The sequence below is a fragment of the Rhizobium atlanticum genome (genome assembly GCF_030182485.1).
Lineage (GTDB): Bacteria > Pseudomonadota > Alphaproteobacteria > Rhizobiales > Rhizobiaceae > Rhizobium.
In genome coordinates this window covers 186,907-211,876 of record NZ_JAQJCJ010000004.1, presented here as the reverse complement: position 1 = coordinate 211,876, position 24,970 = coordinate 186,907, and the positions used below count along the sequence as shown (strand labels likewise).

At 61.7% G+C, this 24,970-nt stretch carries 27 protein-coding genes and 1 pseudogene; 20 read left to right on the top strand and 8 right to left on the bottom strand.

Translation table 11 applies throughout. The annotated features are described in order from the left end of the window. The first annotated feature begins 35 nt into the window (after positions 1-35). Positions 36-800, top strand: coding sequence for a sulfite exporter TauE/SafE family protein (locus PH551_RS08225; RefSeq protein ID WP_285192594.1), 765 nt, complete (start codon positions 36-38; stop codon positions 798-800). 70 nt (positions 801-870) lie between these two features. Beyond that, positions 871-1,131 carry an ArsR/SmtB family transcription factor gene (locus PH551_RS08220; RefSeq protein WP_285192593.1) on the top strand — a complete coding sequence of 87 codons (261 nt, stop codon included), beginning with the start codon at positions 871-873 and terminating at the stop codon, positions 1,129-1,131. Between the two features lie 200 nt (positions 1,132-1,331). On the opposite strand, the gene PH551_RS08215 is transcribed toward PH551_RS08220, so the two are convergent. Further along, positions 1,332-1,505, bottom strand: coding sequence for a YdcH family protein (locus PH551_RS08215; RefSeq protein WP_008533139.1), 174 nt, complete (start codon positions 1,503-1,505; stop codon positions 1,332-1,334). Positions 1,506-1,733: 228 nt separating this feature from the next. Between PH551_RS08215 and PH551_RS08210 the strand changes: the two genes are divergently transcribed. From PH551_RS08210 to PH551_RS08185, 6 genes and pseudogenes are all read left to right on the top strand, one after another. After that, entirely contained in the window at positions 1,734-1,937 is a 204-nt protein-coding gene (locus tag PH551_RS08210) for a YdcH family protein (protein ID WP_010028538.1), read from the top strand. A 16-nt stretch (positions 1,938-1,953) separates the two neighbouring features. Beyond that, a complete protein-coding gene (purE, locus tag PH551_RS08205; RefSeq protein ID WP_064811306.1) occupies positions 1,954-2,448 on the top strand; it encodes a 5-(carboxyamino)imidazole ribonucleotide mutase in 495 nt (164 codons plus the stop codon). Beyond that, entirely contained in the window at positions 2,445-3,521 is a 1,077-nt protein-coding gene (locus PH551_RS08200) for a 5-(carboxyamino)imidazole ribonucleotide synthase (RefSeq protein ID WP_285192586.1), read from the top strand. The genes purE and PH551_RS08200 overlap by 4 nt, the downstream gene beginning before the upstream one ends. A gap of 165 nt (positions 3,522-3,686) precedes the next feature. Next, positions 3,687-3,812 (top strand): type B 50S ribosomal protein L36, encoded by a 126-nt coding sequence (gene ykgO / locus PH551_RS08195; protein ID WP_003582204.1) that lies wholly within the window; start codon positions 3,687-3,689, stop codon positions 3,810-3,812. Positions 3,813-3,919: 107 nt separating this feature from the next. Then, positions 3,920-4,534 (top strand): tetratricopeptide repeat protein, encoded by a 615-nt coding sequence (locus PH551_RS08190; protein WP_097597281.1) that lies wholly within the window; start codon positions 3,920-3,922, stop codon positions 4,532-4,534. Positions 4,535-4,644: 110 nt separating this feature from the next. Beyond that, positions 4,645-5,673: pseudogene (locus tag PH551_RS08185) on the top strand (alpha/beta fold hydrolase); the annotation flags it as partial. Between the two features lie 84 nt (positions 5,674-5,757). Here the strand turns inward: PH551_RS08185 and PH551_RS08180 are convergent. Continuing rightward, a complete protein-coding gene (locus tag PH551_RS08180; RefSeq protein ID WP_285192585.1) occupies positions 5,758-6,474 on the bottom strand; it encodes an SDR family oxidoreductase in 717 nt (238 codons plus the stop codon). Positions 6,475-6,588: 114 nt separating this feature from the next. Between PH551_RS08180 and PH551_RS08175 the strand changes: the two genes are divergently transcribed. From PH551_RS08175 to PH551_RS08165, 3 genes are all read left to right on the top strand, one after another. Next, positions 6,589-7,455: a helix-turn-helix transcriptional regulator gene (locus PH551_RS08175; protein ID WP_285192584.1), complete on the top strand. Its 867-nt coding sequence runs from the start codon at positions 6,589-6,591 to the stop codon at positions 7,453-7,455. Positions 7,456-7,530: 75 nt separating this feature from the next. After that, complete coding sequence (gene ggt, locus PH551_RS08170) at positions 7,531-9,267, top strand: gamma-glutamyltransferase (protein WP_285192582.1); 1,737 nt, start codon at positions 7,531-7,533, stop codon at positions 9,265-9,267. A 120-nt stretch (positions 9,268-9,387) separates the two neighbouring features. Then, complete coding sequence (locus PH551_RS08165) at positions 9,388-10,362, top strand: threonine ammonia-lyase (RefSeq protein WP_285192580.1); 975 nt, start codon at positions 9,388-9,390, stop codon at positions 10,360-10,362. 54 nt (positions 10,363-10,416) lie between these two features. Here PH551_RS08165 and PH551_RS08160 read toward each other — a convergent pair whose 3' ends face one another. Beyond that, entirely contained in the window at positions 10,417-11,313 is an 897-nt protein-coding gene (locus PH551_RS08160) for a LysR substrate-binding domain-containing protein (RefSeq protein WP_285192579.1), read from the bottom strand. 117 nt (positions 11,314-11,430) lie between these two features. Here PH551_RS08160 and PH551_RS08155 point away from each other — a divergent pair, with 117 nt between their 5' ends. From PH551_RS08155 to PH551_RS08145, 3 genes are read left to right on the top strand one after another with little or no spacing between them, the layout of a single operon-like run. Continuing rightward, positions 11,431-11,850: a tautomerase family protein gene (locus PH551_RS08155; RefSeq protein ID WP_285192578.1), complete on the top strand. Its 420-nt coding sequence runs from the start codon at positions 11,431-11,433 to the stop codon at positions 11,848-11,850. Beyond that, positions 11,847-12,248, top strand: a complete 402-nt coding sequence (locus PH551_RS08150) for a cupin domain-containing protein (RefSeq protein WP_285192577.1) — start codon at positions 11,847-11,849, stop codon at positions 12,246-12,248. The genes PH551_RS08155 and PH551_RS08150 overlap by 4 nt, the downstream gene beginning before the upstream one ends. Next, positions 12,245-12,796, top strand: coding sequence for a DUF4865 family protein (locus PH551_RS08145; protein ID WP_285192576.1), 552 nt, complete (start codon positions 12,245-12,247; stop codon positions 12,794-12,796). The genes PH551_RS08150 and PH551_RS08145 overlap by 4 nt, the downstream gene beginning before the upstream one ends. 2 nt (positions 12,797-12,798) lie before the next feature. Here the strand turns inward: PH551_RS08145 and PH551_RS08140 are convergent, their stop codons facing one another. From PH551_RS08140 to PH551_RS08130, 3 genes are all read right to left on the bottom strand, one after another. Beyond that, positions 12,799-13,431 carry a LysE family translocator gene (locus PH551_RS08140; RefSeq protein ID WP_285192574.1) on the bottom strand — a complete coding sequence of 211 codons (633 nt, stop codon included), beginning with the start codon at positions 13,429-13,431 and terminating at the stop codon, positions 12,799-12,801. 126 nt (positions 13,432-13,557) lie between these two features. Beyond that, positions 13,558-14,997 carry a pyruvate kinase gene (gene pyk / locus PH551_RS08135; protein ID WP_285192707.1) on the bottom strand — a complete coding sequence of 480 codons (1,440 nt, stop codon included), beginning with the start codon at positions 14,995-14,997 and terminating at the stop codon, positions 13,558-13,560. Then, entirely contained in the window at positions 14,997-15,482 is a 486-nt protein-coding gene (locus PH551_RS08130) for a DUF1036 domain-containing protein (RefSeq protein WP_011426762.1), read from the bottom strand. The genes pyk and PH551_RS08130 overlap by 1 nt, the downstream gene beginning before the upstream one ends. A gap of 198 nt (positions 15,483-15,680) precedes the next feature. Between PH551_RS08130 and PH551_RS08125 the strand changes: the two genes are divergently transcribed. From PH551_RS08125 to PH551_RS08115, 3 genes are all read left to right on the top strand, one after another. Continuing rightward, a complete protein-coding gene (locus tag PH551_RS08125) occupies positions 15,681-16,469 on the top strand; it encodes an N-formylglutamate amidohydrolase (RefSeq protein ID WP_285192706.1) in 789 nt (262 codons plus the stop codon). Between the two features lie 26 nt (positions 16,470-16,495). Further along, the gene (locus PH551_RS08120) at positions 16,496-16,801 is read left to right on the top strand and encodes a DUF1244 domain-containing protein (protein ID WP_285192573.1); all 306 of its coding nucleotides are present in this window, start codon (positions 16,496-16,498) and stop codon (positions 16,799-16,801) included. 91 nt (positions 16,802-16,892) lie between these two features. Further along, on the top strand, positions 16,893-17,156 hold the full coding sequence (locus PH551_RS08115; protein WP_285192572.1) for a DUF2312 domain-containing protein: 264 nt from the start codon (positions 16,893-16,895) through the stop codon (positions 17,154-17,156). Between the two features lie 159 nt (positions 17,157-17,315). Here PH551_RS08115 and PH551_RS08110 read toward each other — a convergent pair whose 3' ends face one another. Both PH551_RS08110 and PH551_RS08105 read right to left on the bottom strand, forming a co-directional pair. Next, positions 17,316-19,157, bottom strand: coding sequence for a peptidoglycan L,D-endopeptidase MepK (locus tag PH551_RS08110; RefSeq protein WP_285192571.1), 1,842 nt, complete (start codon positions 19,155-19,157; stop codon positions 17,316-17,318). Between the two features lie 178 nt (positions 19,158-19,335). Continuing rightward, on the bottom strand, positions 19,336-20,880 hold the full coding sequence (locus PH551_RS08105; protein ID WP_285192570.1) for a sigma-54-dependent transcriptional regulator: 1,545 nt from the start codon (positions 20,878-20,880) through the stop codon (positions 19,336-19,338). Between the two features lie 207 nt (positions 20,881-21,087). Between PH551_RS08105 and PH551_RS08100 the strand changes: the two genes are divergently transcribed. From PH551_RS08100 to PH551_RS08090, 3 genes are all read left to right on the top strand, one after another. Next, positions 21,088-22,944 (top strand): M3 family oligoendopeptidase, encoded by a 1,857-nt coding sequence (locus PH551_RS08100; RefSeq protein ID WP_285192569.1) that lies wholly within the window; start codon positions 21,088-21,090, stop codon positions 22,942-22,944. Positions 22,945-23,236: 292 nt separating this feature from the next. Then, the gene (locus tag PH551_RS08095; protein ID WP_285192705.1) at positions 23,237-24,343 is read left to right on the top strand and encodes an aminodeoxychorismate synthase component I; all 1,107 of its coding nucleotides are present in this window, start codon (positions 23,237-23,239) and stop codon (positions 24,341-24,343) included. Next, positions 24,340-24,969 (top strand): aminotransferase class IV family protein, encoded by a 630-nt coding sequence (locus PH551_RS08090; RefSeq protein WP_285192568.1) that lies wholly within the window; start codon positions 24,340-24,342, stop codon positions 24,967-24,969. The genes PH551_RS08095 and PH551_RS08090 overlap by 4 nt, the downstream gene beginning before the upstream one ends. Position 24,970: the final 1 nt, after the last annotated feature.

Below are 24,970 nucleotides of genomic sequence, written 5' to 3'. Positions count from 1 at the left end.
TTAGAGGAGGCTTGCAAGAGGAGGACGTCGAAAGCATGCCGCAGGACTTGTCATTCTACTACGCCGCCGTGCCCGCGGTTCTGCTTGTCGGCCTAGCAAAAGGCGGCATGGGCGACGCTTTGTCGCTGATCGGCCTGCCATTTCTCGCCCTGGTCGTCTCGCCGCTCGAAGCCGCGGCGATCCTGCTGCCGATCCTGGTCTTCATGGACATGATCTCGCTCGTCATCTGGCGCAGGCATGGCGATTGGGCGACGCTGAGGATCATGCTGCCGGGCGCAATTTTCGGCATTGCCCTCGGCTGGGCGACCTCGGCGCTCGTTCCCGGCAACGTCCTTCGCGTCGTCATCGGCGCGGTGACGATCCTCTTCTGCCTCCGCTATTTCTGGAACAATTTCGGCCCGGGTGCCGGCAAGGTGGTTCCGCCGCGTGGCCAGCGGCCGGTGGCCGCCGGCCTCTGGGGCGCCTTCTCCGGCTACGGCAGCTTCGTCGCCCATGCAGGCGGCGCCCCCTTCCAGATCTATGCTTTGCCGCTCAAACTTCAGCCACGCGAATATACCGGCACCAGCGTGCGTTTCTTCGCGATCCTCAATGCCATCAAGCTGGTCCCCTATTTCGCGCTCGGCCAGCTTGACACGCAGAATCTTGCGACTTCGGCGACGCTGCTGCCTTTCGCGCCACTCGCTACCCTTGCCGGCGCCTGGTGCGTGCGGCGCATGAAGCCGGAGATATTCTATCCTTTCATGTATGCCATGGCCCTGATCGCCGCCTTTCTGATCGCGCGCGAGGGCCTTAGCGGCTGACAAAGGCCACGCTACGCTGCAATGCACAATTTCCTTGCCGGAAGGGCCGGTTTGACGTAGCTTTTCCAGCATGTCGAACACGGACCCTTTCTCGGCGATTGCTGATCCGAACCGGCGGTTTCTGCTGGAGGAATTGCGTCGCGCTCCAAGGACGGTCAACGAGCTCGCCGAAGGGCTGCCGATCAGCCGCCCGGCGGTCTCGCAACACCTAAAGGCGCTGCTCGACAGCAATCTGGTCTCGGTGACCTCGGAAGGCACGAAGCGCATTTACACGGTCAACATCCGAGGCTTCGACAAGCTCAATTTATGGCTGGATCAGTTCTGGGCCTGATGCGCGTCCCCGCCGTGGGACACGCTGCGATCACATGAAACCACTCGAATATGCCCTCGTGAAAGCGCCAGCCGCAATGCCTCAAGCATCGGACTGGCGCAAATCTGGTATGAGATCACCGGATCTTGCTGATTTTAGGCGGAATGGATGGATTTACCTCTTCTAACGCAAGATGATCGACCGGCGATCTCCTGGGAGGATTAATGGACGGATGACTTGAGACGCTGAATCTCGTCCTTGATGCGCAGCTTGCGGCGCTTGCATTCGGCAATTTCGGTATCGGAGATAGAGGGAGCTGTTCTGAGCGCGTGCAACTCCTCCTCGAGTGCTACGTGCTTTTTCTGGAGTGATTCAAGATGAGCTTCAACTGTCATTTGACCCTTCCTTCCTCTTACCCTCCCCGACCATCATCGTCGGGGATCAAGGTGTCAACGGGGCGGACTGTGACATATTTTTGACGGCTTGTCGAAGGCCAAAAGATGAAGAAGAGATGGCAAATTCATGATCAAGACTAACTAGCCGTTACCCGTATTTGGTGATAGGAGCTTGCGGAAATCATCGGCAGATCGGACAAGGTCCGAGGACGATAACGGGGAATGCATATGGCCGATCAGGAACAGGCGGAAATCAGGCTCATGGTGGCGCGTCTGCGCCAGGAGCATGAGGATTTCGACGCTGCGATAAACGCCATGATCGAGACCGGATGCGACGCTCTGCGAATCCAGCGCATGAAGAAGAAGAAGCTCGTCATCAAGGACAAGCTCTCCAAGCTGGAAGACCAGATCGTTCCCGATATCATTGCCTGAAAGGAACGGTCGCAGGATGACAGATAGACCACTCGTCGCCATCATCATGGGCAGCCAGTCCGATTGGGAGACCATGAAGAACGCGGCTGACACGCTGGAAGCGCTGGAAATCGCTTATGATGCGCGCATCATCTCAGCGCACCGTACGCCCGAGCGAATGATGAATTTCGCCAAGGGCGCACGTGCGGAAGGTTTCAAGGTCATCATCGCCGGCGCCGGTGGTGCGGCGCATCTGCCGGGCATGACCGCATCGATGACGCCGCTGCCGGTCTTCGGCGTCCCGGTTCAGTCGAAGACCATGTCCGGCCAGGACAGCCTTCTTTCCATCGTGCAGATGCCGGCCGGCATTCCGGTTGGGACCCTCGCCATCGGCAAGGCGGGTGCGGTCAACGCCGCTCTTCTCGCGGCCGCCGTGCTGGCCCTTTCCGACGAAGAGATTGCCGACAGGCTCGACGAATGGCGCGAGCGCCAGAGTGCTGCCGTCGCCGAATATCCAATGGACGACCAATGACCATAGGAACGATCGGCATTGTCGGCGGCGGCCAGCTCGGCCGCATGCTGGCCATCGCCGCCGCCAGATTGAATTTCCGCACTGTCATCCTCGAGCCGCAGCTCGACTGCCCCGCCGCCCAACTGGCGAACCGGCAGATCGTCGCCGCCTATGACGATCCGGCGGCGCTGGCCGAGCTGGCAGACGCCTGCGACGTCGTCACCTACGAATTCGAGAATGTGCCCGTCGCAGCCGCCGAAGCGCTCTCGGCAAGCATCGCCGTCTATCCGCCTGCCAAGGCGCTCGAGGCCGCCCAGGATCGGCTCGTCGAAAAACGCTTCCTCAACGGCTGCGGCATATCAACCGCTCGCTTTCATGCAGTCGACAGCCAGGCCGATCTCGAAACCGCACTGAAAGATTTCGGCGGCCAAGGCGTGCTGAAGACCCGCCGTCTCGGTTATGACGGCAAGGGGCAGAAGGTTTTCCGCTCGCCCGCCGACAATCCTGACGGCGCCTATGCCGCGCTCGGGGCAGTGCCGCTCATCCTCGAAAGCTTCGTCGCCTTCGAGCGAGAGGTCTCGATCATCGCCGCGCGTGCCGCGGATGGGACGGTCGTCTGCTTCGATCCCGCCGAGAATGTCCACCGCAACGGCATCCTCCACACCTCGACCGTTCCGGCCGCAATCTCGGCGACGACTTCGGAGGTCGCTCGTCAATCGGCGGAAAAGATTCTCGCCGCGTTGAACTATGTCGGCGTGATCGGCATCGAATTCTTCGTGCTCGCCGATGACAGCCTGGTCGCCAACGAGATGGCGCCGCGCGTCCACAATTCCGGTCATTGGACGGAAGCCGCCTGCGTGGTCAGCCAGTTCGAGCAGCATATCCGCGCTGTCGCTGGCCTGCCGCTCGGCAATGGCGAGCGGCACTCCGACTGCGTCATGCAGAATTTGGTCGGTGACGATATCCTTGCCGTCCGCGACTGGCTGCAGCGTCCCGACACGCTGGTTCACCTCTATGGCAAGAGCGAGTGGCGCCTCGGCCGCAAGATGGGTCATGTCACGACATTGGCGCCGAAATTGCCGGTTTCGGGATGAGAAAACGGCCGTGCGGCTTGGGAAAAACACCGTCACGTGGTTGACACGCTGGAGGTGACGAGGTATCTGCACCCCCACCTAAAGAGCGCGCCCCGACGGCGCGCTTTTGATTGTTAAAGTTACGGGCGAATGTGAATTCCCCCATAGAGATCGCGGATCAGAAAAATGAAGATCAAGAATTCGCTCAAGTCGCTCAAGGCACGTCACCGTGACAACCGTCTGGTTCGTCGCAAGGGCCGCATTTACATCATCAACAAGCTGAACCCGCGCTACAAGGCTCGTCAGGGCTGATTGCGCGAATCCGGATCGTGCGCCGCTCAGAGTGCGGCAACGGACATCCGGGGGTCGCTGCGGTGATCACGGCTAATTTGTTTGATCTTCGGCGCTGGCGGACTAATATGTCCGCCATGCGCTTTTTTGCTTTGACGTCAGCGGTGCTGCCGCTCGCCTTCATCCTCTCCACCTCCCCGTTTCCGGTCGCCGCGGCGGAAAAGAACGTCATTGTCGAGCGGAGGGATGCCACTAGTTCGCCGAAGCAGCGTCTCGATCAGCTCTTCAGTCAGCTGAAACGCGAGCGTGATCCTGATAAGGCCAGCAGCATCGCCAATGAAATTCGCCTGGAGTGGAATGATTCCGGCAGTGCGACCGTGAACCTGCTGATGCAATGGGCCGACAAGGCGATCGAGGAAAAACGCAATCCCGCCGCCCTCGATTTCCTCGACGAGGCGATTGCCCTCAAGCCCGATTACGCCGAGAGCTGGAATCGCCGCGCCACGCTGAATTTCATCATGGGCAATTACCGCAAGTCGATGTCCGACATCGAGCATGTGCTGGATATCGAGCCACGCCATTTCGGCGCGCTCTCCGGCATGGCCGCGATCCTCAACAATTCCGGCAATGATCAATTGACCCTGAAGGCCTGGGAACGGTTCCTCGATATCTATCCCGCCGATCGCACCGCGCAGGAGCAGGTCAACATGCTTGCGGAAAAACTGGCCGGCAATCGAACCTGAAGCAGGATCGCCGAGCTTGACCTGCGCCCAGAGCGCGCAATTTTAGAACTGTCGAGGGAATTTGACACGATCGTCCCCCGCAAAATCCATCGATCGTCGCCGTTAAGATCATGCTTGCCGAAGTTTCCGCTCTTCTCGCCCCGCTCGCCGCCATCATCGGCTACTCCTCTTATAAGGCGCGGCAATTCGAACAGACCTATCCGAATATCGGCGAGTTAACGGATGTCGGCGGCTACCGCATGAACGCCGTCCATGTCGAGCGTCCCGAAAATGCAGACCTGCCGGCGCTCGTCTTCATTCACGGCGCCAGCGGCAATCTGCTCGATCAGATCGTCGCTTTTCGCGCACTGCTCGAAGGCCGGGCGGAAATGCTGTTCGTTGATCGTCCCGGTCACGGCTATTCGGAACGCGGCGGACCTGAGAACGCCCTACCCTCGGGCCAGGCCGATGCAATCGCCCGACTGATGGAAAAGCGCGGCATCGAGAAGGCGATCATCGTCGGCCATTCCTTCGGCGGCGCGATCACCGCCGCCTTCGGCCTGCGCCACCCGGATAAGACCGCCGGCCTGCTCTTCCTCGCGCCGGCCACCCATCCGTGGCCCGGCGGCATCGACTGGTATTATCATGTGGCGACCGTGCCGATCATCGGTTGGCTCTTCAACCACGCCGTCGTCGTTCCGCTTGGACTGAGCCGGCTGGAGCGCGGCACGCTGAATGTCTTCCGTCCCAATCCACGCCCTGCCGACTACATCGAAAAAACCGGCCCGTCGCTGGTGCTGCGGCCGCGCACATTCCACAACAATGCGGCCGATTTCAAAAGACTGCTCGCCTATGTGAAGGAGCAGTCGCCGCTCTATCCGCAGATCACCGCGCCGACCGTCATCATCACAGGCGACCGCGACGAGATCGTCTGGGAACACCTGCATTCGCGTGGCCTTGCCCGCGATATAGCAGGCTCCGAACTCGTCACGGTCCGCGGCGTCGGTCATAAGCCGGATTATCTCGCCACCGACGTCGCCATCGCCGCCATGGAAAAGATCGCCGGCAAGCCGCGCGACCTCCAGTCGGCCGCCCGCAGAGCCGAAGAGAGGCTCGCCGCCCCATCACGCGACCGAGCGGCCGAAACTCCGTGGTCTCTGATCAGGCGCCCGGGATGGTGCGTGACATCTCGGGACTCGAACGTCCCGCTGGCAAGATGTTCGGCGGGGCGATCGCAACCTCCCTCAGGTGCCGAGCCGCACACCGCCGTCGCAGGTGACGACATGACCGCTCATGAAGCCGCTTTCGATCAGGAATGCGATCGCCTGCGCGATATCCTCCGGCCTGCCGACACGGCCGACCGGCGTGCGGCCGGCGAAATCCGTGAAGACGCTGCTGCGCTGCTCGAATGGCAGGAAATGCCACCAGGGCGTATCGATGACCCCGGGTGAGACTCCGTTGACGCGCAGCGGCTTCAGCTCGACGGCTAGTACCGGTACCATCGCCTCAATTCCGGCATTGATGGCGGCAAGCCCTGCCGTGCCGGGCATCGCCGCTTGGGCGCTGACCGCTGAGACGAAGGTGATGCTGCCGCCCGGTTGAAGGAAGGGTAGTGCCGCCTGTGCCGCCGCCGCATGCGGAATGAGTTTGGTCTGAAATCCGGCGAGCAGATCCGCCATATCGAGCGTTGCGAAGGGACCTGCGCCATGGCCGCTGCCCATCGCCAGCACGAGATGGCCGAAGGTGCCGATGCCGGCAAAAACTCTTGCTAGGCTTGAAAACTCCGTCGCATCGAGCACGACGGTGCGCAGATCGCCGACTAGCGAAGCTTGTGCGGCCGCGAGTTTTTCGCCGTCGCGGCTTGCGATGGTGACCGCGTATCCCTGTTTCAAAAGTAAGTTTGCTGTGGCAAGGCCGATGCCGGATGAACCGCCGATGATGACCACATGCTGCAAAGTCATGATGCTGCTCCTTGAACTCATTGATCCGCAGGCGGGGATCACCTGCGACTTTGGCACCATGCGCCCAATGAAAACGGCAAACAGTTCCAATTTTATCCTGGTATCGATACTGATATGATCGGACCCATGGATCAGAAAACCGACGTCTTCGAAGCCCGCCGCCGCGAATTCGCGGCCTTCCTGCGTTCACGCCGCGAGCGGCTGGCGCCATCTGACGTCGGCTTACCGGAAGGCATCCGCCGACGCACTCCAGGCCTGAGGCGCGAGGAACTCGCCATGCTCGCAGGCGTCGGCACCACCTGGTACACATGGCTGGAGCAGGCCCGCAACGTCCGCCCCTCCCCACAGGTGCTAAACGCCCTTGCCGATGCCCTCCGCCTCGACGATGCCGAGCGCCGGCACCTCTTCACCCTCAATAATCGCCAGGCGGTACAGGCGATGTCGACAACACCCGAACACGTCGACGAGTCGCTGCAGCGCGTGCTCGCCAATCTGACCCATCAACCGGCCTATGTGCTCGGCCGGCGATGGGATGTGCTCGCCTGGAACCGCGCAACCGATGTGCTCTTCGGTGGCTATGACACGCTTGAGCGCGACGAGCGCAACATCATGCATCGTCTCTTCGTCGACCCTGCACATCGCCGGCTGCTCGTTGATTGGGAATCGGTTGCCCGCGTCTCCCTCGCGATGTTCCGGGCCGACAGTGCTCGTTATGCCGGCGATCCGGATTTCGAGCGGCTGATTGCACTGCTCATGCAGGCAAGTGACGAGTTCCGCAGTTGGTGGCAGCGCCACGAGGTGATCAGCCCGCTATCCGGCATCAAGCGCATCGATCATCCGGTCATGGGCCGCATGTCCTTCGAACACACCGGCCTGGCGCTGACGAACCGGCCCGAGATGAAGCTCATCGTCTACACGCCGCTCGATGACGACGATACCAACAGCAAACTCGCCAAACTGCTGGATCTGGATCCGGCATAAAGCCTGCCCCTCGCATTGCCGCGGACCGCAGCAGCCCCATATGTCTTTCCGTTGTTGTCCATAGGAGGGGAAATCATGGGCCGCCTGCATATCGGGACGATCTCCGTCATATCGGCATTGTCGCTAACTCTGACGACGGCCTTCGCGGCCTCGCCCGCACCGGTCGAAGCCGAACACGGGATGGTCGTCACCGCCCAGCATCTGGCGACCGATGTCGGCGTCGAGGTGCTGAAGAGCGGCGGCAACGCCGTCGATGCAGCGGTCGCCGTCGGTTATGCACTGGCGGTCGTCTATCCCTCGGCCGGCAATCTCGGCGGCGGCGGCTTCATGACCATCCGCCTGAAAGACGGCACCAAGACCTTCCTCGATTTCCGCGAACGCGCGCCGCTCGCCGCGACAAAGACAATGTATCTCGATGCTAAGGGCGATATCGTGCCGCGGGCCAGCCTTGATGGCTATCTCGCCGTCGGCGTTCCGGGCTCCGTCATGGGTTTCGAGACGGCTCGCGAGAAATACGGCACCCGCTCACGCCAGGATCTGATCGGGCCGGCGCTCCGCTTCGCCAAGGAGGGCTACACGCTGGAACAGGGTGACGCGGCGATCCTTGCCGGCAGCGCCAAGCGCCTTGCCAAGGACGAGACGGCGGCGAAGATTTTCCTGAAATCGGACGGCAAGCCCTATGGCTCCGGCGAAAAGCTTGCGCAGCCGGATCTCGCTGCAGTCCTGGCGGCCATTTCGGAAAAAGGACCGGACGCCTTCTATAAGGCTTCCCCCGCCGAGGCGATCGTAAAAGCGAGCCAGGCCAAGGGCGGCATCCTCGCCAAGGAGGACTTCGAGCAGTATGCCGTGCGCGAGCTGAAGCCGATCGAGTGCAATTACCGCGGCTACGACATCATCTCCTCGCCGCCACCCTCTTCCGGCGGCGTGATCATATGCGAGATCCTCAACGTCCTCGAAGGTTATCCGCTCTCCTATCTCGGCTACGCCTCGGCTGAAACCGTGCATGTGATGGTCGAGGCGATGCGCTACGCCTATGTCGACCGCAACGCGGCCCTCGGCGATCCCGATTTCGTCAACAATCCGGTCGAAAAACTGCTCGACAAGAGCTACGCCAAGGAGATCGCAGCAAAGATCGATCCCTACAAGGCCGGAACTTCGGCCAACCTGGAACCGCTCGGCGGCAAGGAAAGCAACGAGACGACCCACTATTCGATCATTGACGACGAGGGCAATGCGGTTGCCGTCACCTATACACTGAACGGCTCCTTCGGCGCAGCGGTCGTGGCACCCGGCACCGGCATTCTGCTCAACAACGAGATGGACGATTTCACCTCCAAGCCGGGTGTGCCGAACCTTTATGGCCTCGTTCAGGGCGAAGCCAACGCCATCGCTCCGAAGAAGACGCCGCTCTCCTCGATGAGCCCGACGATCGTCACCCGCGACGGCAAGCCCTTCATGGTGATCGGCAGCCCCGGCGGTTCGCGCATCATAACCATCACGCTGGAGGCGATTTTGAATGTCGTCGATTTTGGCATGGATATCAGCCAGGCGGTCAACGCACCGCGGTTTCATCACCAATGGCAGCCCGACAAGGTCTATCTCGAGCCCTATGCGCTCTCGCCGGATACGGAAAAGACGCTTGCGGCAATGGGCTATAGCTTCGACGGCGGCAACGGCGCGCCGCTCTGGGGCCAGGCCGCTGGCATCCTCGTCGGCGGCAAAAACCTTGCCGCCATCGAAAAGGGCGGCGGCGCTCGTTACAACGGCGCCATGGACGCCCGCGCGACAGAAGGCTCGGCGGGCGGCTATTGACGGTCGGCGAGCCGCCGGGCATTGCGCATGGTCATTCATGTCACGGTGACAAAGTCACCGTTCACAAAGCGTTTGCCCCGTCCTATGCATGAGCGACGCCGCAAGCAGGACGATTCTCGAATGGTCAGCATTGAAATGATTGTTGCCGCCCGCGCTCGACTGCGCGGTCTCGCGCGCCGCACGCCGCTTCTCTCCTCCCCCTTCCTGGACGAGATCGCCGGCCGGCGCCTGTTCGTGAAGGCGGAATGTCTGCAGCATTCGGGTTCCTTCAAGTTTCGCGGCGGCTGGTCTGCCGTCTCCGGGCTCGACCCGGCAGTACGCGCACGCGGCGTCATCGCCTTCTCCTCGGGTAATCATGCGCAGGGTGTCGCGCTTGCCGCCAAGCTGCACGGCGTGCCCGCGGTCATCATCATGCCGAGCAATGCGCCGAAGCTGAAGATCGCCAATACCCGCGCCTTCGGCGCCGAGGTCGTACTCTACGACCGCGCCAACGAGGATCGCGACGAAATCGGCGCCCGGCTCTCCGCCGAGCGCGGCCTGACGCTGATCAAACCTTTCGACGAACCGCTTGTCATCGCCGGTCAGGGCACGACTGGTCTCGAAATATCCGAACAGGCGGCAGAAGAAGGTATAACTGAAGCCGAGGTGCTCGTTCCCTGCGGCGGCGGCGGACTGACGTCAGGCATCGCGCTCGCCCTCGAAGCCAGCGCCCCCGGCTTTCGCGTCCGTCCCTGCGAGCCTAGGGACTTCGACGATACCACCCGCTCGCTCGCCTCCGGCAGGATCGAACGCAACGCCTCCATGTCGGGTTCGATCTGCGATGCGATCATCACACCGGAGCCGGGCAAGATCACCTTCCCGATCTTGCAGCGCCTCGCCGGCGCCGGCATCGTCGTCACCGACGACGAAGCGCTGCGCGCCATGGCGCTGGCCTTCGTTAGATTGAAGATTGTCGTCGAGCCGGGCGGCGCCGTGGCGCTGGCTGCCGCCCTCTTCCACGGCGAGGCGCTGGAAAGCGATACCGTGGTCGCCGTCACCTCCGGCGGCAATGTCGATACCGACATCTTCGCTATGGCTTTGGAACGCTTCGGCTGAATAACAGGGCGGATTCATTGATCGGGGCCTGCGCTCGCAGAGGCAATCGAGAGATCAGCCTGCCGTCCCGTGCAGCGCGCCATGCACGGACTGTAGAACCAGTTCGCCAAGCCGCGCCGCAGCTGGTTGCAGCTCAGCTTCGGCTCTATGCAGCACCAGGCCGAGCTTCGGCAGCTCAGGCAGGCCGATTGCCTCTGGCGCGAGCGCCCGGACCTTCGCCGGCAGGCCGATCGGTGTGCGGATGGTCAAACCGAGACCCGCCGCCGTCGCTGCCCAGAGGCCGCCGAGACTGGGGCTGACGAATGCGAGCCGCCAGGAGATTCCCGCTGCGTCGAGCGCCTTGGTCGCCGCACTGCGCAACAGGCACGGCGCCTCCAGCGAGGAAAGCGGCATCGGCTCGCCGCTTGCCGCATGCCAGCCGGGCTGTCCCTCGGCAGGCCCGATCCAGCACATCGGCACTTCGCCGATGCGCTCGCAATGCGCCGTCAATTTCCCGTCGCTCCAGGCGAGTGCCAAATCGAGCTTGCCTGAGGTGACCCGCTCGAGAAGTTCGGCATTGCGCACCACCCGCGCCTCGATGCGGACTTTCGGGTGGGCCCGCGCGAAACGGCCGAGCACCTCAGGCAACAAGCTCTCGCCGAAATCCTCCTGCAGACCCAGTCGCACCCAGCCTTCCAGCTCGATGCTGTGCACGGCCGCCGCCGCCTCGTCATTGAGCTCCAGCAACCGTCTGGCATAACCGAGCATCGTTTCGCCGGCATCGGTCAGCGCCAGCCCGCGACCCGCCTTGCGGAAGATTGGGGTGCCCGCCTGTTCCTCCAGCTTCTTCAGCTGCGCGCTGACCGCTGACGTCGAACGCCCAAGCTTTTCCGCCGCCTTGGCGAAATTGCCGAGCTCCATGCCGGTCGAAAAGGTCCGCAGCACATCGAGATCGAAGATCGTTCGCCGCATCGTATTGTTCCAAATTTTGGGATATTTGATCCATAAAATTTTGATTTTCAGCATCATCCTGTGCTGCGATGATGCTGTTGTCAAGGCCGCCCGACGGCCCGAACCATGGAGATCCCAATGCCCTTCGTTCGCATCTCTCTTCGCAAAGGCAAGTCACAGGAATATCTCGCAGCGCTTGCCGACAACGTCCAGCGCGCACTGGTCGAGACCTTCGACGTGCCCGAAAACGACCGCTTCCAGGCCATCCATCAGCATGATGAGAATGAACTGATCTTCGACCGCAGCTATCTTGCCGGCCCTCGCTCGGACGATTTCGTCTATATCTCAGTCACGATCGGCCGGCCGCGAACGGGGGAGATGAAAGCAGCGCTGTATCGGCGGCTCGCCGAGCTGCTGACCCAATCGCCGGGCCTTCGGCCGGAAGACCTGATGATCGTCGTCAGCACCAGCGCGCCTAAGGACTGGTCCTTCGGCAACGGAATCGCCCAAATGACCGATCCAGACTGGCGGCTGCAGATAGCCGGAGGCCGGCAATGAGCGCTGCGAACCCGAAATCGATGACCGTCAGGCGACCTGGTAAGGTGGCCCGCTCGCCCGAAGGCGTGGCAACCGCGCCCTTCTGGGTTGAGATGCTGCTCGAAGGCACCGACGGCGAAAATACCGCGATGCGTGCCACGCTCGATCCGGGCACCATCACCCGCTGGCACACCCATCCCAAGGGGCAGTTGCTCTATGTCCTTGCGGGACAGGGCCTGGCACAGAACGAGGGCGGCTTGGTTGAGGAATTGCGTGCCGGCGATGCGGTCTGGTTTGCGCCCGGCGAACGCCACTGGCATGGCGCCGCCGCTGACAGCCCGCTCACCTATATCAGCATCCAGCCGGCGGAAAATGGCAGCTTTGTCGAATGGCTGGATCCAGTGGAGGCACGGCCATGATCGCTATGCAATACAGCTTTACCCTGCCGGCCGATTACGACATGTCGATCATCGATCGCCGCATCCGCGACAAGGGGCGGTTGCTCGACGGCTTCCCCAATCTCGGTTTCAAAGCCTATCTCAGCGCCCGCATCGGCGAATTCGGCAGCCGCGACAACCTGTATGCGCCCTTCTACCTCTGGCGGAGGCCGGAACGGGCAGGCGACTTCCTCTGCGGCACGGGTTTCCAGGCGCTCACCAGTTCCTTCGGCTGGCCGCAGGTAAAGACCTGGATCGTATGGAAGGCGCAAATCTCGCCCGATATCGCCGCTGCCGCGTTCGCAACCCGCAATATCCTGCAGACTGAAGCCCATGCACCGCTTGCCGATCTCCGGCGGGCCGAAATCGCAGAGGCCGAAGCCGATCTGGCGGCAGGCGCACTCGCCTCCGTCTCCGGCTTCGAACCGACGACATGGACCCGCATACGCTTCAGCTTGTGGCGGGAGCCTCCCGAGATCGGCGATGACGCGCAGACCTACCGCGTCGGCCATATGTCCTTGGCCCGATGAGTTTAGGCGGTGGCCCGACGGTAAAAGGCAAGCGATCCCGCAAGGGCGAGCAGCGCGCCGCCGCATGCGCGTTCCAGCCATAAGGCGCCTGACGTTTTCAGGAAACGGACCGCCTGCGAGCCGAAGAAAGCGTAACCGAACATGATGATGAAATCGAGCACAGCGAAGACAAGGGCGAGCAGCAAATACTGCGCCGTCTGCGGCTGGGTGGGCTCGATGAACTGCGGCAGAAAGGCGGAGAAGAAGAGATATCCCTTCGGGTTGGTCACCGCGACCATGAAACTCTTCAGCCCGATCGAAAAGGTCGATCTCGCGGCCGCCTCATCGGACTTCAGCGCCGCGTCGATCGTGCCCTTCGAGCGCAAGAGCATGATGCCGAGAAAGGCGAGATAGGCGGCACCCGCCCATTTCAGCATCGAGAACCAGAATTCCGATGCCGCAAGCAGCGCGCCGAGTCCGACAGCCACAGCGCCGATCAGGACGAAATCCGAAAGAACCGCGCCGACCATGCCGGCGACCGCGCGGCGCAGCCCATGCCGAGAACCATTTGTCAACGCCAGCAGCACTGTCGGTCCTGGTGTGGCGATACCGACGAAGGAAACGGCCGCGAAAGCCAAAAGAGTGACGATATCCATGATGATCCCTCCAAACCCGAGGATCGAGACTTGCATGCGCCGCATCCCTTGGCAATGCCTGGTCACATGAACGAAAAAAGCCTGCCGCCCTTTTAGGCAGCAGGCTTCATCACAGATGCGATCGGATCAGACGCCGCTCTGGCCGTCCGAACCGATATAGGCGATGCGCAGCATGTTGGTGGCGCCCGGCGTGCCGAGCGGCACGCCGGCCGAGATGATGATGCGATCGCCCGGCTTGCCGAAACCTTCGTCGGCGACGATGCGGCAGGCGCGGTTGACCATGTCGTCGAGATCGGTCGCGTCATGGGTGACGACGCAATGAAGGCCCCAGACGATGGCAAGCCGGCGCGCCGTCTTGATGATCGGCGACAATGCCAGGATCGGCACCTGCGGGCGCTCGCGCGAGGCGCGGAGACCCGTCGTGCCCGACGAGGTGTAGCAGACGATCGCCGACAGCTTCAGCGTTTCGGCGATTTGACGGGCGGCAAGCGAGATCGCATCGGCGCCGGTTGCTTCCGGCTGGGCGCGCTGAGCATAGATGATGCCGGGATAATGCGGCTCGCGCTCGATGGCCGTGGCAATCGAGGCCATGGTCGAGACGGCTTCGACCGGATAGTCGCCCGAGGCCGATTCGGCCGAGAGCATGACGGCATCGGCGCCTTCGAAGACGGCGGTCGCGACGTCTGATACTTCGGCGCGTGTCGGCACCGGCGCTGAAATCATCGATTCCAGCATCTGCGTGGCGACGACAACCGGCTTGCCCGAACGGCGGCAGGCACGGATCAGCTGCTTCTGAATGCCTGGAACCGATTCGAGCGGCATTTCGACGCCGAGATCGCCGCGGGCGACCATCAGAGCGTCGGAAAGCTCGATGATCTCCTCGATGCGCTCGAGAGCCTGCGGTTTTTCGATCTTCGACATCAGGCCGACGCGGCCGCGGGCGATCTTGCGCACTTCGGCAAGGTCGTCTGGACGCTGGACGAAGGAAAGCGCCACCCAGTCGACATCGTCGGTGGCGAGCACAGCGTCGAGATCGGACCGGTCCTTGTCGGTCAGCGCACCGACGCCGAGCAACGTGTCGGGAAGGCTGACACCCTTGCGGTCGGAAATGCGCGTGCCGGACACCACCGTCGTGACGATGCTCTTGCCGTCGCACTTGTCGGCGCGCAGGCAGAGCTTGCCGTCATCGATCAGCAGACGGTGGCCAGGTTGTACCGATTCCAGGATCTCGGGATGCGGCAGGTAGACGCGTGTGGCATCGCCGAGCGCTTCATTGTTGTCGAGCGTGAAGGTCTGGCCGGGTTTCAGATCGACCTTGCTGTCGGTAAACTTGCCGACGCGCAGCTTCGGTCCCTGCAGGTCGGCGAGAATGCCGATCGGCCGGCCTGAACGCGCCTCGACCGAGCGGATGCGCTGGATGAGCGTTCGCATCAGGTCGTGGCTCGCATGGCTCATATTGATGCGGAAGACATCGGCACCAGCCTGGTGCAGCTTCTCGATCATCGATTCCTCGGCGGAGGCGGGCCCGAGGGTGGCGAGGATTTTAACTTTGCGATTACGCTTCATCAATTCTGACTTTCTTGCGTCCCTGGGGTGTCGGAGAGTTGAACCATCCAGCTGCCCTGGCGGCCCGTGTCATATTCCTTGAATCCCATCTTCTGGTAGCCCCGGGCATAACAATCCTGCACGCCCGAGATCTTGAATTCGTTTTCCGCCACGCACATCTGCACGTCCCCCGTCCACCGTCCTCCCCGGGCGGCGTCCTCTGCGTAGAGGTAATAATAACGCGACTGCAATTCTCCCTCGATCAGCGTGGCGCAAGTTGTTGCCGGCACCTGCCACCAGCCCTCCGTGATCCAGCCGTCTTTGGCTCTGTATCCGATCGCTACCCCAACCAGATTTTGCGTTCCGTTGCACACGCGAAAGTCGGCGCGTGCGGCATCTGCGATGAAGAACGGCATGGCGGCTGCAAGAGCAAACAGGGCGAGTCGGACCAGCGGTCCGGACCGCGTGAGGAAACTTGGCGCGGCTTGAATCAACACGGCTCCCAAATAGCTCCACGGTTATTCATATCCGTGCCTTCTTGCGCCGCCGCCATCCGAAAGTCAACGCAATGCTAATCGATTATATTCCCTTTCATAACGGTCCGCAAAGGTTCATATCCGCTGTCGCCGCCCGTCGCGCTTGAACCGGTCGCGGGCTCATGCAATCACTGGGCGCGACTGGCAATGAGCAACGGCAATTCCTTCATGGACGACTTCCAATCCTTCGAAATTCTACCCGGAAAACATGACAAAGGCATGGTGATCCTCGCCGATCACGCGATGAACCGCCTTCCCGCCCGGTATGAAAGGCTCGGCCTGCCGGAGTCTGCCTTCGCCCGCCACATCGCCTATGACATCGGCATCGAGCGCCTGACGCGCCAGCTTTCAGCGAGGCTCGGCATACCGGCAGTGCTCGGCGGTTTCTCGCGGCTGCTGATCGACCCGAATAGAGGGGAGGACGACCCGACCCTGATCATGAAGATCTCGGACGGCGCCGTCATACCAGGCAATCACCCGATCACGCCGCAGGAGTGGATTTATCGGATCGAAGCCTTTCATCGCCCCTACCACGAGGCCGTGGCAGGCACGATCGACGCGGTGGCGAATAGCACCGGCAAGGCACCGCTGGTGCTATCGCTGCACTCTTTCACGCCGGCATGGAAGAGCATTCCCCGACCCTGGCACGCCGCCGTTCTTTGGGACAGCGACCGGCGCGCGGTCGGCCCGCTGCTCGACATGCTGCGCGCCGATCCCGATCTCGTAGTCGGCGACAACGAACCCTATGACGGCGCTTTGAAGGGCGATACCATGTACCGCCATTGTATGGTGACAGGAATCCCACATGCCCTGCTCGAAGTGCGTCAGGATTTGATCGCGGATGAAGCCGGCATATCGGCATGGGCCGAGCGCCTGGCGCCGATTTTTGCAGCGATGAATGCGGATCCGGCCATGCACGAATACGACGTCCATCCGTCGCGCACCGGCCCCTATTGAGGCCCACGGAATGAAAGGAGAGCGAGATGACTGCGCTCAGCAAGGAACAACAGACCGAATTCGAAGCCGCCGCCTTCCGTCGTCTGATCGCGCATCTTCGTGACCGCAGCGACGTCCAGAACATCGATCTGATGAACCTAGCCGGCTTCTGCCGCAACTGCCTGTCGAACTGGTATCGCGAAGCCGCCGAGGCCGAAGGTGTTCCGGTCAGCCGGGACGAATCGCGTGAGATGATCTACGGCATGCCCTACGAGGACTGGAAGAACCTCCACCAGAGGGAGGCCTCGCCTGTGCAAAAGGCGGCATTTGAGCTGAACAAGCCACACAAATAGTCCGCTTGGCCTTTAACAGGCTTGACCGTGACGCCGCTTCGCGGCAGTCACGTGCATCCCGAATTGATCACCGAAAAATCAGGAGAACACGATGTCTGATGCTCATGGCGTCGCCCGCGATCAGCTTCGCGCTTTCATCGAGCGCATTGAACGGCTGGAAGAAGAAAAGAAGACCATCGCCGACGACATCAAGGACGTCTATGGCGAAGCGAAGGGAATGGGCTTCGATACCAAGATCCTGAAGAAGGTCGTGGCGCTGCGCAAGAAGGACGAGCAGGAGCGCATCGAGGAGGAAGCCATCCTCGACACCTATCTGCACGCGCTCGGCATGATCGAAGCGCCGCCGGAAGGATGATTCGCCGACGTCGCTGCTTCGATAAAAGCCGTCGGACCTTCCGGCGGCTTTTCTTTTGCGCCGGATCTTGCTGGCAAACCAACTGTCCAGCCAATCGAATAGTCACAAGAAAACCGCCGGATCGCTCCGGCGGTTTTCGGTCTGACGCGATCAGCAAGCTCAGTTCGTATTGAACTTACGCACTTCCATGAAGTTGACGGCGTTGCCGCTGAAACGGGCCGGGTCAACTGAGGCGGTCTTGACGTTGAAGCCCTCGGCATAGACAGCGGTCGGTTGGGCGCGCATCGTCTGGCTGACGAAGCGCGGCGCCTTGACCTGTTTGGACGCCATTTCGAGACGGGCATTGGTCAGCGCCCACTGTGAGATCATCTTCTGCGTCAGCTTCGGCTCGGTACGCACAGTCGCGCGGCTGGCATCGGCTGCGGCGGCTTCCTTCTGCGTCGGACGGCGGCCCTTGACCGGGAGGGGCTGCGGCGCGGGGCTCTCGGCAGCCGGGGCGTCGAAAGCATCGCCGAAGCTTGCCGACTTCGTCGCCGGCGCCAAGGAAGCGAGCTGCAATGACGGCTTTTCGGCGGGCGCCTTTTGCGGCATCGCGGCGGCGATTGCCTGCTCCACGCTCATTTGAGGCTCATGCGAGGCGACCTGGCTTTGCGTATCCTTGTTCTGCTGCTCGAGCGCGGCGGCGATGGCAGGAGACAGGCCGCCATCCTGATCGGCCTCGTCTGCCTCCGCTTCGGGATCGGCATCCGCCGCAGCAAGCAGATTTTCAGCAACGGCAGGGCGCTCGACCGGAGTGGGAACTGGCATTCCGTTCTGCATGTTCGGATCGATCGACGCGACCTCGGCGTCACCCGGCGCGCGGCGCTGACCGAGAAGCGAGGGAACGGGAATGCTGTAGGCGCTGAGATCGGCGAATTGCTGTGGCTGGGCCTGATCGGCCGGAAGCGCCGCGACGAGGGCCTGCTGCGCGGCGTTACCCGAAGAGGGCGCCACCAGTGCGCTGGCCATTTCACTGCCGGCCGGCTGGTTGCTGAAAGCCGGGCGAACCTGCGGCACCGGCGCGTTCAGGGCTGCGACTTCGGTCTGCTGCGGCTCGGCAGGAGCAGGCTCCGTCTTCGGCGGCGTCGCCTTGGCGACAGCAACGGGAGCCGAATCGTCGGAATCATCTTCCTGTTCGTCAGCCCCGCCGCCAAACAGCGCCTCAAACAGCGTCTTATGCTTCGGCGCCGATTCGGAAGCACTGGCGATCTCGATCTGCGTGCCGCTGACGCGGCGCTTGTAGTCGGCCATCGCTTGCTGATAACCGGGCAGCGGCTTGCCGTCGGCCGGAATATGAATAGTGTTGCCGTTCGGGAAAAGCCGGACAAGCTCGTCGCGGCTCATACGCGGCCAGGCGCGAACGCCGCCGACATCCATGTGCACGAAGGGCGAACCGGATTTCGGATAAAAGCCGACGCCGCCGATCTGCATCTTCATGCCGATGGCCCTGAGCGTCGCAAGCTTGACGTCGGGAATGAAGAAGTCCATCGCCTTGCCGAGCATGTGCTGGCTTTTTTCGGCGACGCCGGAATTGCGCGAGCGGCCGCGCAGCATCTCGTTGGTTGCCGGCGAACGGAAACCGCAGACGACGTTGATGTAGTCCCGCGAACCGCTCTGGCGGTAGACTTCCCAGATCAGGTCGAACAGGCGCGGATCCATCTTGGTCGGCTGGTTCTTGCGCCAGTCACGCAGGAACCGGTTCAGCTGCTCCAGACCCTTTGGGTCGAACTTGCCGTTACGCTTGTAGGTAATGACGGCTTTTTCGCCGGTATGGATGAAATAAAGCTTGAGGCTGCGGGTTTCGCCCGCTGCTTGGGAAGGCGTACCGACCAATACCGGCGAGGAAACCGCAAGCGCAAGAAGGGCGGCCGCCGCCGTCCTCACTGCCTTTCCGCAAATGTCGGCGCACAAAGAACGCCAGCTCAAGCGCGAAGGCTTGGAATTCCCATTCAGATTCGGCAACTCGATCCCCGTCAGACAGACAATGTCCCGTACTGTCCCAGATGACTGTCAAATGCGGTCACACGATGGCAAAAATGCCACACATGATCAACCTTTTCTTTACATAGTGAACGAGCCACTAACAAGTGGTTTATGATCAGTAACAAATCGTGGTTGCCCGAGTCTTAATAAATAAGGCCTAAGCCGCATCTTTCTGGGGATTATCGGGATCTATGCCGTAATCTTTGAGCTTGCGATAAAGTGTGGACCGGCCGATGCCAAGTTTGCGCGCCACTTGACTCATCTGCCCACGATAGAATTTGAGCGCGAATCGGATGAGCTCCTCCTCAACGTCGGCAAGTTTGCGTACATCTCCGGAGGGATTGACACTGGCAATGGCGTTTTCGGAAGTCTCCGACAGGCGGTGATGCACCTCACTTGGCATCGGCGCCCGGTATTCCTCGCCATAGGCTTCATCCGGGTCGAGGCCGGTATTGTCGGCAACGAGCGCCAGGTGGTCAACCACTTCATATTCCGGAAGCTGGGCGGCGATTTGCGGGAAATCCGCCTCCGTCAGCTCCGGCCCTTCGGCGAGAACGACCGCACGGAAGATCGCATTTTCGAGCTGGCGGATGTTGCCCGGCCAATCATAGGCGGTCAGCAGTGCCAACGCGCCTGAATTCACGGTCATGCGGCGGCCGCTCTTCTGCTCGCTGGAGAAGCGGTCGGTAAAGACGCGCACCAGATGCGGGATGTCTTCCTTGCGCTTGCGCAGAGCCGGAATGGTAATCGGGAAGACGTTGAGGCGATAATAGAGGTCCTCGCGGAAATGCCCGCTCTTGACCTCTTCGATCAGATCCTTGTTGGTGGCGGAGATCAGCCGGACATTGACCTTGTGCGCGGTGCGCGCGCCGACCGTCTCGATCTCGCCCTGCTGCACGGCCCGCAGGAGTTTCACCTGCACCTCGAGCGGCAGGTCGCCGATCTCGTCGAGGAAGATGGTGCCGCCATCGGCTTCCATGAATTTGCCGATGTGACGTTCGGTCGCGCCGGTAAACGCGCCCTTCTCGTGGCCGAAGAGGATGCTTTCGACGAGGTTGTGCGGGATCGCCCCGCAATTGACGGTGACGAAAGGCTTGTTCGAGCGGTCGCCGCCGGACTGGATAGCGCGGGCCACCAACTCCTTGCCGACGCCGGATTCGCCTTCGAGCACGACCGGGATGTTCGATTGCGCCGCCCGCTGGGCCAGATCGATGACGCGGATCATCGCCGGGCTGGCCGAAACAATGTCGTCGAAGCCGACGGAGCCCGAGCGGGACCGGCGTCCGGCCCGCGCCTTCACCTCGCGCTGGTCTAGCTTCATCGCGTTGGAGATCGAGGTGGCGATGCGTTCGGGCGACACCGGCTTGACGACGAAATCGAAGGCGCCGGCACGCATCGCCTGCACCACGGTCTCGATGCCGCCTTGGCCCGTCTGGACGATGACCGGGATCTGCGTGCCGAATTCGTGAAGCGCATCGAGAAACTCGAGGCCGGTCATCTCGGGCATCATCAGATCGAGCACGATGACATTGAAAAGGCCGCTGTCGCGTTTGACCATTTCCAGGCCGATGCGGCCGTTTTCGGCCTGGTGCACGACATGGCCGTGACGCTCGATTGCGTTCTTGAGCAGACGGCGTTGCACCGGGTCGTCCTCGACCACGAGGATTTGCCCTGCTCCCTTGAGCTCATTGTAACCGGTCATTGTCGCTCCACTTCATGCGAAACCATGAAGCGCACTCTGGCAGAAAGGCTTGAACATCCAGTTTTGAGAAATAATTGCATTTTAACGATTGCGAAGGCCCGATTTCGTGCCGAAGCGAGGCCTTTTATGCGCCGAAAGACCCTTGATGCGGGGCCTTCTCGCGCTTATTCAAGCAGACCTGTCATAAAGTGGAGAGGAATTGCGCCCATGAAAATCGAGCCCCTGCACGCCGGGTTTTCTTTCTCGCCAGCAACGCCAGCCGGGGCAGCGGCCGATCCGGCGCTCGGCGACCTGCCGGTTTGGAAGCTGCAGGATCTTTATCCCTCCGCCACGTCCACCGCCTTCGTCGCCGACATGGAAAAGGCCGGCAAGGCCGCGGTCGCTTTCGAAGAAAAGTGGAAGGGCAAACTCGCCGAAGCAGCGGCGAAGACCGGCACCGAAGGCATCGGCGCGGCGCTGAAGGAATATGAGGCGCTTGACGACATCATGGGCCGCCTCGGCTCCTTTGCCGGCCTCACTTATTTTTCCGACACCACCAATCCGGCAAACGGCAAGCTCTACGGCGACGTCCAGGCCAAGATTACCGAATTCTCGGGCCATCTCCTGTTCTTCGCGCTCGAGCTGAACCGGATCGACGACGCCGTGATCGACGCCTGCATGGCCAATGACCCCGATGCCGGCCATTATCGCCCCTGGCTGATCGACCTGCGCAAAGATAAGCCCTATCAGCTCGATGACAGGCTGGAGCAGCTCTTCCTCGAGAAGTCGATGACATCGGCCTCCGCCTTCAATCGCCTCTTCGATGAAACCATGGCGGAGCTTCGCTATGAGATCGATGGCGAGAAAGTGCCGCTCGAGGTGGCGCTGAACATGCTGCAGGAGAAGGATCCGGAAGTGCGCCGCAAGGCGGCCATGGCGCTCGCCGAAACCTTCAACGCGAATATCCGCATCTTCACGCTGATCACCAATACGCTTGCCAAGGACAAGGATATCTCCGACCGCTGGCGCGGCTTCGAGGATATCGCCGACTCCAGGCATTTGGCAAACCGCGTCGAGCGAGAGGTTGTCGACGCCTTGGCCGCAGCCGTCCGCGAAGCCTATCCCCGCCTTTCGCACCGCTATTATAGAATGAAGGCGAAATGGCTCGGCATGGAGCAGATGAATTTCTGGGACCGCAACGCGCCCCTTCCGGAAACGTCGAGCGCCGTGATCTCCTGGTCCGACGCGAAGGACACGGTGCTATCGGCCTACGGCAATTTCGCCCCCGAGATGGCCGATATCGCCAGGCGCTTCTTCGACGAGCAATGGATCGATGCCCCGGTTCGCCCCGGCAAGGCGCCTGGCGCCTTCGCTCATCCGACGGTTCCCTCGGCCCACCCTTACGTGCTCGTCAATTATATGGGCAAGCCGCGCGACGTCATGACGCTTGCCCATGAACTCGGCCACGGTGTCCATCAGGTTCTCGCCGGCGCGCAAGGCGCGTTGATGTGCCAGACGCCGCTGACGCTGGCCGAAACCGCGTCGGTCTTCGGCGAGATGCTGACCTTCCGCGCGCTCCTGGAAAAGACGACCGACAGGCGCGAGCGCAAGGCGATGCTTGCCCAGAAGGTCGAGGACATGATCAACACGGTCGTGCGCCAGATCGCCTTCTACGAATTCGAGCGCAAGCTGCACACCGCCCGCAAGGCAGGCGAACTCACCGCCGACGACATCGGCGAACTCTGGCTCTCCGTCCAGTCGGAAAGCCTCGGGCCGGCGATCAATATTTCAGAGGGCTACGAGACCTATTGGGCCTATATCCCCCACTTCATCCATTCGCCCTTCTATGTCTACGCCTATGCTTTCGGCGATTGCCTGGTCAATTCGCTCTACGCCGTTTACCAGAAGGCCGAGAAGGGCTTCCAGGAAAAGTATTTCGAACTGCTGAAGGCCGGCGGCACCAAGCATCATTCTGAACTCTTGAAGCCTTTCGGCCTCGACGCCACCGATCCGTCGTTCTGGAGCCAGGGCCTGTCGATGATCGAAGGGCTGATTGATGAGTTGGAAGCGTTAGACAAGGGGTGAATTCTCGTCGCCAGGAGCGGAGAGGCAGCAATGAGTCTCTTCTCCCCTCGGGGGAGAAGGTGCCGGCAGGCGGATGAGGGGGCGACATAGCAGAAGCTGTCCTTCGCATCTGCTCAGGACGTCGCTCCGCCCCCTCATCTGCCCTTCGGGTATCTTCTCCCCCATGGGGAGAAGAGGGAAGTATCTCACCCTCCCCATCTCACCTCGAGCAATGGAGAGCAGAACAAATTGAAAGTGTCGCGTGGCCGACCAACCCTATATCCTTTTTCGCGACGACACGACCGACGAGGTGATGCTTTTCGCCAAGCCGGCTGAGATCATCGTCGCTCGGACGCGCAGCGAATTCTTCGCGGGCCTTGTCCGCATGGAAGAGGCCAAGGCCGAGGGCAAATGGCTTGCGGGCTACATGGCCTACGAGGCCGGATATCTCTTCGAAGAAAAACTCGCTGCCTTCGCCGGAGAAGGTCGCGAAACGCCGCTCCTCTGTTTCGGCGTATTCGATGCTCCGCAGCCGGACACACACCCGCTCGCCCAGCCGAAACAGCGTCTCGAAAACGAGGAATTCCTCACCGCACCGAAGGCCGGCTGGGATTTCCCTATATATAAAGAGCATTTCAACCGCCTTCACCAGCACCTGAGGCTCGGCGACGCCTATCAGGCAAACCTCACCATGCCGGTCAAAGCCCGCTGGAGCGGCGATCCTCGTGCCGCCTTCTGGTCGCTGATCGAACGCCAGCCTGTGAAATACGGTGCACTGATCAATCTCGGCGGCCCGATCATCCTGTCGCGTTCACCCGAACTCTTCTTCCGCACCGATGAGCAAGGTTGGATCGAAACCCATCCGATGAAAGGCACGGCAAAACGCGGCGCTACCGCCGCCGAAGATGCCGAAATCATCGCGGCCATGCGGGCAGATATCAAGACGCAGGCCGAAAACCGCATGATCGTCGATCTCCTGCGCAACGACATCTCCCGCATCACCGAGGTCGGCACGCTCGATGTACCGAAGCTCTTCGACGTGGAGACCTATCCGACCGTCCACCAGATGGTCAGCCATGTGCAGGCAAGACTTCGCCCCGGCCTTTCGATCCGCGATATTTTTGCCGCCCTCTTCCCCTGCGGATCGATCACCGGAGCGCCGAAGATACGGGCGATGGAAATCCTCCACGCGCTCGAAGATAGTCCCCGCGACGCCTATTGCGGTGCGATCGGCATGATCTCGCCGACCGGCGCCATGCGTTTTTCCGTCGCCATCCGCACCGTCACGCTTTTTGGCGGCGGCAGGGCGGTCTTCAATGTCGGCGGCGGCATCGTCTTCGATTCCACCGCCGAGGCGGAATATGAGGAATGCCTGCTCAAGGCCCGCTTCGCCGTTGGCGACCAGTGGATCGCGCGATGACCGATTTCTCGCTGATCGAGACACTGCGCTGGCAGCCCGGCGACGGCTTCATCCGCCTGCGCCTGCATCTCGCCCGGCTTTCACGCTCCGCCCGCCGCCTCGGCTTTCCGCAGCCGCTCGGCGCGGAGGCGAAGCTCGATAAAGCCGTCAGTGAGGCAAAGGGCCCGCGGCGCATCCGCATGACCTTCAACGCACAAGGCCGCATCGAGGTGACGAGCGCGCCCTTCGTCCCGTTGGCGCCTGATACAGTCTGGACCGCCCGCCTCGCCGCAACGCGCCTCGATTCCTACGACCGGCTGCTGCGGGTCAAAACCACGCGACGCGCCGTCTACGAAACCGCGCGCTCCGAATATGCTCAGGCGGAAGCCGACGAAGTCATCCTGTTGAACGAACGCGACGAGGTCTGCGAGGGAACCATCACCTCCATCTTTCTCGACGACGGAAGCGGTATTTTACGCACTCCGCCGATCTCCTGCGGCCTGCTCGCCGGCGTGCTGCGCACGGAACTCATCTGCGCGCGCAAGGCCCGCGTCGGTCGCTTGAGCCTTGCTGATCTCGAAGCCGGCACGCTTTATGTCGGCAACTCGCTGCGCGGCCTGATCCGCGCAAACCTCCTCAGGAATTGAC

Excerpts from the sequence above, each read along its gene's own strand:
- ykgO (WP_003582204.1), top strand. The coding sequence starts at position 3,687 with ATGAAGATCAAGAATTCGCTCAAGTCGCTCAAGGCACGTCACCGTGAC.
- PH551_RS08200 (WP_285192586.1), top strand. The coding sequence starts at position 2,445 with ATGACCATAGGAACGATCGGCATTGTCGGCGGCGGCCAGCTCGGCCGC.
- PH551_RS08150 (WP_285192577.1), top strand. The coding sequence starts at position 11,847 with ATGAGCGCTGCGAACCCGAAATCGATGACCGTCAGGCGACCTGGTAAG.
- purE (WP_064811306.1), top strand. The coding sequence starts at position 1,954 with ATGACAGATAGACCACTCGTCGCCATCATCATGGGCAGCCAGTCCGAT.
- PH551_RS08100 (WP_285192569.1), top strand. The coding sequence starts at position 21,088 with ATGAAAATCGAGCCCCTGCACGCCGGGTTTTCTTTCTCGCCAGCAACG.
- PH551_RS08140 (WP_285192574.1), bottom strand. The coding sequence starts at position 13,431 with ATGGATATCGTCACTCTTTTGGCTTTCGCGGCCGTTTCCTTCGTCGGT.
- PH551_RS08220 (WP_285192593.1), top strand. The coding sequence starts at position 871 with ATGTCGAACACGGACCCTTTCTCGGCGATTGCTGATCCGAACCGGCGG.
- pyk (WP_285192707.1), bottom strand. The coding sequence starts at position 14,997 with ATGAAGCGTAATCGCAAAGTTAAAATCCTCGCCACCCTCGGGCCCGCC.
- PH551_RS08190 (WP_097597281.1), top strand. The coding sequence starts at position 3,920 with ATGTCCGCCATGCGCTTTTTTGCTTTGACGTCAGCGGTGCTGCCGCTC.
- PH551_RS08145 (WP_285192576.1), top strand. The coding sequence starts at position 12,245 with ATGATCGCTATGCAATACAGCTTTACCCTGCCGGCCGATTACGACATG.
- PH551_RS08215 (WP_008533139.1), bottom strand. The coding sequence starts at position 1,505 with ATGACAGTTGAAGCTCATCTTGAATCACTCCAGAAAAAGCACGTAGCA.
- PH551_RS08165 (WP_285192580.1), top strand. The coding sequence starts at position 9,388 with ATGGTCAGCATTGAAATGATTGTTGCCGCCCGCGCTCGACTGCGCGGT.
- PH551_RS08155 (WP_285192578.1), top strand. The coding sequence starts at position 11,431 with ATGCCCTTCGTTCGCATCTCTCTTCGCAAAGGCAAGTCACAGGAATAT.
- PH551_RS08120 (WP_285192573.1), top strand. The coding sequence starts at position 16,496 with ATGACTGCGCTCAGCAAGGAACAACAGACCGAATTCGAAGCCGCCGCC.
- PH551_RS08095 (WP_285192705.1), top strand. The coding sequence starts at position 23,237 with ATGCTTTTCGCCAAGCCGGCTGAGATCATCGTCGCTCGGACGCGCAGC.
- PH551_RS08115 (WP_285192572.1), top strand. The coding sequence starts at position 16,893 with ATGTCTGATGCTCATGGCGTCGCCCGCGATCAGCTTCGCGCTTTCATC.
- PH551_RS08175 (WP_285192584.1), top strand. The coding sequence starts at position 6,589 with ATGATCGGACCCATGGATCAGAAAACCGACGTCTTCGAAGCCCGCCGC.
- PH551_RS08225 (WP_285192594.1), top strand. The coding sequence starts at position 36 with ATGCCGCAGGACTTGTCATTCTACTACGCCGCCGTGCCCGCGGTTCTG.
- PH551_RS08090 (WP_285192568.1), top strand. The coding sequence starts at position 24,340 with ATGACCGATTTCTCGCTGATCGAGACACTGCGCTGGCAGCCCGGCGAC.
- PH551_RS08125 (WP_285192706.1), top strand. The coding sequence starts at position 15,681 with ATGGACGACTTCCAATCCTTCGAAATTCTACCCGGAAAACATGACAAA.
- ggt (WP_285192582.1), top strand. The coding sequence starts at position 7,531 with ATGGGCCGCCTGCATATCGGGACGATCTCCGTCATATCGGCATTGTCG.
- PH551_RS08210 (WP_010028538.1), top strand. The coding sequence starts at position 1,734 with ATGGCCGATCAGGAACAGGCGGAAATCAGGCTCATGGTGGCGCGTCTG.
- PH551_RS08105 (WP_285192570.1), bottom strand. The coding sequence starts at position 20,880 with ATGACCGGTTACAATGAGCTCAAGGGAGCAGGGCAAATCCTCGTGGTC.
- PH551_RS08160 (WP_285192579.1), bottom strand. The coding sequence starts at position 11,313 with ATGCGGCGAACGATCTTCGATCTCGATGTGCTGCGGACCTTTTCGACC.
- PH551_RS08180 (WP_285192585.1), bottom strand. The coding sequence starts at position 6,474 with ATGACTTTGCAGCATGTGGTCATCATCGGCGGTTCATCCGGCATCGGC.